A 9,673-nucleotide genomic window follows, 5' to 3' on the forward strand; every position below is an offset into this window, starting at 1 on the left:
CTAATAGTATCTGTTTGTCCTACAAATAAAGTATCTGTAGTTTTATTTATACTTATGTAAGCTACTGGAACTAGTGTAGTCGCAAATACTTGGACATTCATGAATAATAGTAAAAGAGTAAATATAAAACATATAACATTATTCTTTTGTACTTTTCTCATTAAGATTTCCTCCTATAGAATATAAAATTTTAGACAGATTCCGAATTGATAAACATTAAAAATTTGTATCATCTTTTATAAAATTCAATATTTTGTAATTCGGAAAATCTCTATATATATTTATTTAATATATCAATTAATATATCGGTTAATAAAAACGAAACATTAGGGGCGATTGATAGACTCGAAGAAATAGAGTTAATATGTTAAGTACAAATGAAGCAATTCATGAGAAAAACAAGAATCTATTCGAAGAAGAGGCTAAATTAAAGTATTATTTATCAAATCACTCATATTACTAGTTATATATTTATATAATTTACAGTAGGAGTATTTATATGATAAAGAGTAATTAATTCTTGTATATATATTAATTAGATGTGCAAGTGGGTAAAAAGAAAGGTAAGGAGGCTAGTTTTATGTTAGAAGGAAAATGTCCAGTGACAGGAAGAACAAGCAAAGCAGTCGCAGGTGAAGGAACAACTAATGAGCATTGGTGGCCAAATCAGCTTAAGCTTAATATTCTTCGTCAAAACTCAGAACTAAGCAATCCTATGTCTAAAGGTTTTAACTATGCTGATGAATTTAAAAAATTAAATTATTATGAACTAAAGGATGATTTATATAAGTTGATGACAGATTCTAAGCATTGGTGGCCTGCTGATTATGGTCACTATGGACCATTCTTTATTCGTATGGCTTGGCATAGTGCAGGAACTTATAGAGTTGGTGATGGTAGAGGAGGCGGTGGTGGTGGATTACAACGTTTTCCACCACTTAATAGCTGGCCAGATAATATAAATTTAGATAAAGCACGTCGTTTACTTTGGCCAATAAAAAAGAAATACGGAAATAAAATTTCTTGGGCCGACCTTATGATACTTACAGGTAACTGTGCATTCGAATCTATGGGACTCAAGACAATTGGATTTGGTGGCGGCAGAGTTGATGTCTGGGAACCACAAGAGGATATTTATTGGGGTAGTGAAAAAGAATGGCTTGGAGATGAACATAATAAAGATGATCAAAAGCTTGAAAATCCTCTTGCAGCTGTACAGATGGGCTTAATTTATGTAAACCCAGAGGGACCCGATGGAAAACCTGACCCTAAAGCATCAGCATATGATATAAGGGAAACATTTTCTCGTATGGCAATGAACGATGAGGAAACTGTTGCTCTTATAGCAGGTGGACATACTTTTGGTAAATGTCATGGTGCTGCATCACCTTCACATGTTGGACCAGAACCAGAAGCTGCACCGATTGAGCAGCAAGGATTGGGTTGGAAAAGCAACTATAAAACTGGTAAGGGTCCAGATACCATAAGTAGTGGCATTGAAGGTGCATGGAAAGCAGAACCTACAAAGTGGACAATGGGATACTTAAAAACATTATTTAAACATGAGTGGGAATTAGTTAAAAGTCCTGCTGGAGCATATCAATGGTTAGCTAAAGATGTAGCTGAAGATGATATGGTAGTCGATGCCTATGATCCATTAATAAAACATAGACCTATGATGACCACAGCAGATTTAGCACTTATTTATGATCCTATTTACAAATCAGTAGCAATGGATTATTTAGAAAATTCAGAAAAATTTACCGAGAATTTTACCAAGGCTTGGTTTAAATTAACCCATAGAGATATGGGGCCGATATCAAGGTATCTCGGACCAGAAGTTCCAACAGAAACCTTTATTTGGCAAGACCCAGTGCCAAAAGTTAACTATAAATTGATTAATAAAAAGAATATTTTAGAGATTAAGACAAAGATTTTAGATTCAACCTTGTCAATATCAGAACTTGTTACAACAGCTTGGAAATCTGCATCGACATTTCGTGGTTCAGATAAACGTGGAGGGGCAAATGGGGCAAGAATACGCCTAAAGCCACAAATAGAATGGCAAATTAATGAGCCAGAAAAGCTTAAAAAGGTTTTAAATATACTAGAGAAAATTCAAATGAATTTTAATAGGTCACATTCAAAGGGCAAGAAGGTTTCCTTAGCTGATATTATTATATTAGGTGGATGTGTTGGTATTGAACAAGCTGCAAAAAATGCAGGGCACAACATTATTGTTCCTTTTACGCCAGGACGAACCGATGCAACCCAAGAAGAAACAGATATAAATGCATTTAGTGTTCTCGAACCTAAGGCAGATGGATTTAGAAATTATATAAAAGATAAATATGGAGTAACATCAGATAAAATGTTAATTGATAGAGCACAATTATTAACACTAACTATTCCAGAAATGACAGTATTAATTGGAGGTATGCGTGTATTAAACACTAATTATAAAGGCTCAAAAGAGGGAGTGTTTACAAAGAGAGAAGAATGTCTTACAAATGATTTTTTTGTAAACCTTTTTGATATTAATACCCAGTGGAAGATGTTACCTGAATACAAGGAAAAATTTATGGGTTTTGATAGAGAATCGCAAAGGAGAAAGTGGATTGCAACAAGCGTTGATCTTATATTTGGATCAAATTCACAACTTCGAGCAGTTGCTGAGGTATATGCATATAATGGCAATGAGGAAAAGTTCATACAAGATTTCGTAGCTGCATGGAATAAGGTAATGAATGCAGACCGTTTTGATGTTGAAAATATTATTAAATAAAACAATCAGTAATAGTTTATTTAAACTAGATTGTTTCAAAAACAAAACCCTCTTAAGTAGACGAAGCTTTTTAATTTCGTGTCTACTTAAGAGGGTATAGTTAACAATTATTGTTTATTAATTTCAATTGCAGGAAATTTTAAATCTTTATATTTACCAAACTTTTCTTTAGCAGTTGATAAATTTTCATCTGTGTAAAATCCACCTTGTGTATGATAAATTTCTTCTAAATGGTGTTCTCTTCCTTCAATAGTAGTACGATCACGACTTAATCCATCTTTAGCAATAACAAATTCCCATTTACCAGTTTCTGTTTTTTCTAAGTCTCCACCAGCGCCACAAACTTGGCATTCAATAGGAAAATGTAATCCGTCCCATTGAACTTCCCCTAAGATCAAAGAATTAGAGTGGCAATTTGGACACCACCACATATTTTCATCACCTAACCACACTCTTTTTTCTGCTGTAGTATTTAATGATTTCATAACGTTGTTGCCAATTTCTTCAGCACGTTTTATCATATCATCATGTAATAAACATTGTTTTGGAGCTGGCACACGAGTAGCCAAATACATATCAATAATTTTAAAATCATTTGTAAAACAAGTTGCCTGCATAGCTTCTAATGCCATCGACTGCCATGAAAGAGTAGATCCTCCAACAGCAATTAAAGCACCAACTCTATCTTTATGCTCAATTTCACCAATGGATTATAAAAATGCTGATTCATAACTTAAATTTCTATGCATAAACTTTAAAAATGTTGTAGTTGGCATTAAATCATATGTAGGTGCTACAAGCTGTAACACCCATTATTTTAAAAGTCATAATAAAATCTCTTCTTTATATATCGTATATATTGTTAATGCATGTTTTTTTTGTTACACTAACTAATGAACCTTTATAATATTAACATAAATTAATGAACCATTCATCAGAAAAAATCAGGAAAATACTACACTTTAATAGTATGATTTTAGAAATTTTTCTAATACGCAAGAGGAGGCAATTTTTGGTCAGATTGAGACTAAAAATAATATAGAAGAAATTTATAGATTAATTTGTAGATTTATGTTTATAAAATATAAACTGTCCTCAAAAAACTTAATATATATAATAGTTTATCTGCATTTAATGATATTAATAAGACTATAAATTTATGTGAAAACTATTTAAATAACCCAATTTTTATTTTAGATACTAGTTATCATATTATTGGTGGTTCCACTCTAAATAATACTAATACATTTAGTATTGAAACTTATAATGAGCAGACTTATCTGTTAATTGATACTGTTAATATTATGAAAAAAGATAAATGTATAGATAATATTTATAGTTCAAGTACATCATTTTTTCACTTTTCTGATAAAAGTCTTATTTTCTGTGGTATTCGTATTAATAGTATTACTGTTGGGTATATATGTGTTTTACAAGAAAATCGAGAATTTGTTGAATAAGAACTAGAATTAACCAATACTTTGGCACAAACTCTTCCTATACAAATGCAAAATGATAACCAGTTTATAAATACTTCAGGACTCGAAGAAGAGTATTATCTAATGGATTTATTAAAAAATTCAATAAGTAATATTTCCTATTTAGAATAAAGATTTTAAGATATCAGAAATAATGATTTTAAGATGATAACTACGTTGTTCTATTAAAAACGCAAGAATTTGGTATTTCTTCCCAGCATTTATTACAAGAAATACATTTTGGTTTATAATCTTTGTTATCCTCCCATTTATTAATTAGATCTGGCTCACAAAGTAAGGTTCTAGACAATGAGAAATATTGAATTTGGGTAGTATTTAAAATTTCATTCATTACATCCATATTTTTATTTCCTCCAACTAGGATTACCTTGGCATTTACAACACTTGCGATATTCATTACAGCTTCTTTAAAATATGATTGTTTATCTACTGTATTAATTCCTTTTGAAAAAGGAACTTTTCCTTCTCCAGAAGATAGGTTAACTGCACTAGGTTCAATCATATCTATTCCTAGTTTATCAATTTTCTTGAAAACTTCTATAGATTCCTCTTTGGTAAGGCCTTGATTTTTATCCATAAAGTCATCAAAATTGATTTTTATCATAATTGGATAAGAACTACCAACTCTTTTTCTTATTGCCTCTATTACTTCATAAATTATTCTTGCTCTGTTATGTATATTCCCAAATAAATTAAAAAGTGTCAACACTAAATTATTTGCTGTAGGTGATCCAAATCAGGTTATTTATAGTTGGCCTGGAAGTACAGCAAGTGTGTTTTACACATTAAAGAATAAATATGATGTAAAAGAACTGTCACTTCCAATTAATTACCGCTCTAGTAGTTAAATTTTAGAAGTAGCAAAATGTTTTTTGGAAAATGGAAGCAGTTTAACTGGAATACGGGAGATGGAAGTAAAATGGTAGTAAAAAATCAATATAATCCATTTAATGAAGCTGGAAAGGTAATCAAAGCAGGTGGTATTGGTGTCACAATTTCTAGTCAATCCGGTCACAGAATGCGTGCACTTTCAGCAGAAGTAGATATGCAGCTTGCGACAACTCCTACAGAGGAATTGTTAAAGCTTGAAGTTCTTCAGCCTGAAAATATTAAGGATACCCTTCATGCATATCAGATGGCAAAGCGCTGTAATGAGAAACGTGTTATGTCTGAATCTGTAAAATGGGGTGTAAAGGGGGCAAGAGTAAATTCTATCTCTCCTGGAATTATTGTAACACCTCTTGCTATTGATGAATTGAATGGACCAAGAGGGGATTTCTATAAGAATATGTTTGCAAAATGCACTGTCGGAAGACCTGGTACACCAGATGAAGTAGCCAATGTGGCAGAATTGTTAATGAGCGATAAGGGTGCCTTTATCACAGGTGCCAACTTCCTGATTGATGGTGGTGCAACTGCCTCATTGTTCTATGGTCCATTAAAACCGGAAGAATAAATAGTATCCTGTCAACAAAAGAATAACAGAAAAAGAATACTAAGTGTATAAGCAAACAGATACTATTTTAAAACATATAAAAAATAAAATAAATTTTTAAAATTAAAGGAGAATTCATATGAAAGTATTAGTGATTAGTGGAAGTCCACGTATAGGTGGTAATTCTTATGTATTATGCGACCAGTTTATAGAAGGAGCAAAAGAGGCTGTACACAGACCGAGAAAATTAACATTGGTAAGAAAAAGCTTAGTCCTTGTACAGCTTGTTATGCTTGTCGAAATGCTGGTGTCTGTATTCAGAAAGATGATATGACAGAAATACTTGAAAAGCTCGTTGCAGCAGATATAATCGTATTAAGTTCTTAATTAAGATTATTTCACAGTGTTTACCGTTCATAGGTTATCCAAGAAGTCTGAATGCAATTAGCTGTGTAAATAATGCAGCTACTAAGATGGAAAAATAAAATCTAAAATTATAACTTGACTTGAAGTTAACTTTAGGTAGTACAATGATTATGTAGTAAATTTTATTGTAAAAGTGGATTATATAATATGATTAATAATAAGGAATTAAATAATAATACAATTTTTTCAAAATGAGAGCCGCTTCCAGAGAAGTTTTCTAAATATTTAATTGGACAAGCATATCTAAATATGCTTACGACTACTGGTGTACCAATTGGAAATGTAACATTTGAACCAGCATGCCGTAATAATTGGCATATTCATCATAAAGGTGGCAGATTCTTCTCGTAACATAGGGAATAGGATGGTATCAGCAGTGGGGAAAAGAAGTACAGGAATTACATCGAGGCGATGTTGTTAATCTCCCGGCTGAAGTAAAGCATTGGCATGGAGCAGCAAAAGACAGTACTTTTTCACATTTGGCAGTGGAAGTACCTGCACAAGGTGCCTCTAATGAATGGTTAGAAGCAGTTACAGATGACGTTTACGGAAAGCTAAAATAAATAAAATAAAATTAAAAAGGAGAATTGTGATGAATAATTTTATATATAATATTCCAACAAAAGTCTATTTTGGTGAAAATCTATTAGAACATCTTGGAGAAGAATTAAGTAAATATGGCAAAAAAGTACTTCTAACATATGGCGGAGGTTCAATTAAGAAAAACGGTCTTTATGACAAAATTGTAGCAGAAATCAAGAATGCTGGTTTAGAGCTTTTTGAGTTAAATGGTATTGACCCTAATCCACGTGTTAGCTCAGTAAATGCTGGTGCAGACATTTGTAAGAAAGAAGGCATAGATGTGCTTTTAGCAGCTGGTGGTGGTTCCGTTATAGACTGCACTAAATATATTGGAGCAGCGACTTATTATGATGGAGATGCTTGGGATATTTTACTAGGCAAGACACTGGTAGAAAAGTGTCTTCCTGTTATTACTGTGTTAACACTTGCAGCTACAGGTTCTGAGATGGATGCAGGCGGTGTTATTAGTAATCCTGATACAAAGGACAAGATTGGTATGATTTTTCCACCAATGCAACCCAAAGTTTCTTTTCTTGATCCTTCCAATACTTACACAGTAAGTAAGTTTCAGACTGCTTCTGGTGCAGCAGATATGTTAAATCATATTATGGAAGTTTATTTTAATATGGATCAAGATTTATATATGTTAGATTGTGTGATGGAAGGTCTCATGAAAACTGTTATTAAATATGCACCGATTGCATTAGTAGAGCCAGATAATTATGAGGCACGTGCCAATCTGATGTGGACATCATCTTGGGCAATCAACGGATACATCAATGGTGGAAAACGCCAGGCATGGAGCTGCCATCCAATGGAACATGAGCTATCTGCAATTTATGATATTACACATGGCTTAGGTCTTGCTATTTTAACACCACATTGGATGGAGTACACATTAGATGAAACAACAGTCTCAAAATTCTATCAGTTTGGTACCAATGTATTTGGAATTGATAATAGAATGGAACCTATGGAGGTTGCGAAAAAGAGCATTGAACTTGTAAAAGATTTTTTATTTACTAAATTGGGTTTAAAGATGACATTTACGCAAATAGGTATCGATGAATCAAATTTTGAAGTGATGGCAAAGAAAGCATGTATGGGTGGAGTGCTTGCAGCATTTAAACCATTGAATCAGAAAGATATTGAAAATATATTTAGAATGTGTCTTTAATAATTTAGTCGATTAACGGTAACGCACTTGCATTAAATGCAGGTGCGTTATTTTAAAATAATAGTATTTCAAGAAAATATTAAGTTTAAGATGGAAGGAGCAAACTATGAAAGTATTATTAGTAAATGGAAGTCCACATTAAAAAGGATCTACATATACAGCATTAAATGAAGTGGCAAAAGAATTAGAAAATGAAGGTATTGTAACTGAAATTTTTCACATTGGAACAAAACCTATTCGAGGTTGTATGGATTGTGATGGTTGTTCTCATACTGTTAGTTTTTCTAATGCTAATGGTATGTGCGTATTTCATGACGATACTGATAACTTTGCTTTAGAAAAAGCAAAGGAAGTAGATGGTTTTGTTTTTGGATCCCCTGTACATTATGCAGGTGCATCTGGCCAAATAACATCCTTTCTAGATAGATTTTTCTTTGCTGAAGCTGGTTTTCAATATAAGCCTGGTGCCGCAATTGTAAGTTGTCGCAGGGGTGGTTCAACCGCAGCTTTGGAACAGTTAAATAAATATATTACCAAATCAAATATGCCTTTCGTATCATCTCAGTATTGGAATATGTTTCATGGAAATACTCCTGAGGAGGTAAAACAAGATCTTGAAGGAATGCAAACAATGAGAACACTGGTCAAAAATATGGCTTGGCTTTTGAAATGTATACACGCTGGAAAAGAAGCAGAAATTGTATTACCAAAGTAAGAACCTCAATCTACTACTAATTTTATACGGTAATACATTAGGGCTTCAGTAGTAAATATAGAAATTCATTAAAATTTTTAATGAAAGAAGAATAATAGGTAATGGGTAAAACATTAATAGCATCTTATAAAAATGAATAGAAATTTATTCGAATGGGTATACGAGGCCCCATTGATTTCTTATTTCACTTAATAAGTGTGTAACATCAACGGTTAACGCAAGTTGATCATCACCAGTATTATTTGTAATATATTCTTGCATATCTTTTACTTCATAGTTCAGAGCTTTTGCTGTTTCGCCTAAACTAAGTTCTTCTGTTCTACCATCTTCTGAATAAAAGATAGTAGCTTTATCAGCCCTCGGATAATTGTTAACTTCGATATATCCTAATTCACCTGAAACTACACCTCGTTTTGGTTGTTTTGCTCTCATAGTTAAAGCCATAACTGCCATTTGATCGCAATCATTTTTCATAATGATACCAGATTGTTCATCTACTCCTGTTTCAAAATATTTTGCTGTAGTAAGAATTACATTTGGTTTACTCTCCATAAAAAATCTTGCAAATGAGGTTGCATAAACACCAATATCTAATAATGCTCCGCCTGCTAATTCCTTACTAAAAAAACGATTGGTTACATCATACTCCTTACAGCTTCCGAAATTTACCTGCACCATTTTCACTTTACCAATAACTCCTGATTTAACAATTTCTCTTAATTTTTTATATAAGGGCATATGGAACATAGTCATGCCTTCTACAATAACTAATTCTTTTTCTTTAGCAATAGCAACCACTTCATCTAACTGTTTTGCATTTACTGTAATTGCTTTTTCGCAAAAAACATGTTTTCCATTTTTTATTGATTTTAATATGTATTCATAATGTAGATTATGTGGATTTCTAGAAAAAGAAATGATAAATAAAACAAGTGAAATATTAATTGATTTTGAGGTTGTCTCTGGTACAAAGTGTTGTCATACTACATAATATGTAATAGTGTTAACATAATTAAATTGGAGGCAATTTTATAATGGCAGATAAGACTTTAGT

The 9,673-nt window shown here is 32.3% G+C and carries 6 protein-coding genes and 5 pseudogenes; 8 read left to right on the forward strand and 3 right to left on the reverse strand.

Going from position 1 to position 9,673, the window contains the following annotated elements; translation table 11 throughout:
• Positions 1-580: 580 nt before the first annotated feature.
• On the forward strand, positions 581-2,785 hold the full coding sequence (gene katG / locus Q0649_RS12435; protein ID WP_298842340.1) for a catalase/peroxidase HPI: 2,205 nt from the start codon (positions 581-583) through the stop codon (positions 2,783-2,785).
• Positions 2,786-2,892: 107 nt separating this feature from the next.
• Here the strand turns inward: katG and Q0649_RS12440 are convergent.
• Positions 2,893-3,579 (reverse strand): annotated as a pseudogene (locus Q0649_RS12440) (flavodoxin family protein); the annotation flags it as partial.
• Positions 3,580-4,089: 510 nt separating this feature from the next.
• On the opposite strand from Q0649_RS12440, the gene Q0649_RS12445 reads away from it, so the two are divergent.
• Complete coding sequence (locus tag Q0649_RS12445) at positions 4,090-4,245, forward strand: hypothetical protein (protein WP_298842343.1); 156 nt, start codon at positions 4,090-4,092, stop codon at positions 4,243-4,245.
• A 190-nt stretch (positions 4,246-4,435) separates the two neighbouring features.
• Here Q0649_RS12445 and Q0649_RS12450 read toward each other — a convergent pair whose 3' ends face one another.
• Entirely contained in the window at positions 4,436-4,990 is a 555-nt protein-coding gene (locus Q0649_RS12450; RefSeq protein WP_298842346.1) for an FAD/FMN-binding oxidoreductase, read from the reverse strand.
• On the opposite strand from Q0649_RS12450, the gene Q0649_RS23070 reads away from it, so the two are divergent.
• The 6 genes and pseudogenes from Q0649_RS23070 to Q0649_RS12485 all read left to right on the forward strand — a co-directional run bounded on the left by Q0649_RS23070 (position 4,962) and on the right by Q0649_RS12485 (position 8,619).
• Entirely contained in the window at positions 4,962-5,132 is a 171-nt protein-coding gene (locus Q0649_RS23070; protein WP_367179378.1) for a UvrD-helicase domain-containing protein, read from the forward strand. The genes Q0649_RS12450 and Q0649_RS23070 overlap by 29 nt on opposite strands.
• Positions 5,133-5,236: 104 nt before the next feature.
• A pseudogene (locus tag Q0649_RS12460) lies at positions 5,237-5,740 on the forward strand (SDR family oxidoreductase); the annotation flags it as partial.
• 118 nt (positions 5,741-5,858) lie between these two features.
• On the forward strand, positions 5,859-6,053 hold the full coding sequence (locus Q0649_RS12465; RefSeq protein ID WP_298842349.1) for a hypothetical protein: 195 nt from the start codon (positions 5,859-5,861) through the stop codon (positions 6,051-6,053).
• 320 nt (positions 6,054-6,373) lie between these two features.
• Positions 6,374-6,708: pseudogene (locus Q0649_RS12475) on the forward strand (cupin domain-containing protein).
• A 29-nt stretch (positions 6,709-6,737) separates the two neighbouring features.
• Complete coding sequence (locus Q0649_RS12480; protein WP_298842352.1) at positions 6,738-7,904, forward strand: iron-containing alcohol dehydrogenase; 1,167 nt, start codon at positions 6,738-6,740, stop codon at positions 7,902-7,904.
• Positions 7,905-8,010: 106 nt separating this feature from the next.
• Positions 8,011-8,619: pseudogene (locus tag Q0649_RS12485) on the forward strand (flavodoxin family protein).
• Positions 8,620-8,763: 144 nt separating this feature from the next.
• Here the strand turns inward: Q0649_RS12485 and Q0649_RS12490 are convergent.
• A pseudogene (locus Q0649_RS12490) lies at positions 8,764-9,519 on the reverse strand (Gfo/Idh/MocA family protein); the annotation flags it as partial.
• Positions 9,520-9,673 lie beyond the last annotated feature (154 nt).

Source organism: uncultured Clostridium sp. (genome assembly GCF_937920395.1).
Taxonomy (GTDB): domain Bacteria; phylum Bacillota; class Clostridia; order Clostridiales; family Clostridiaceae; genus Clostridium_AD.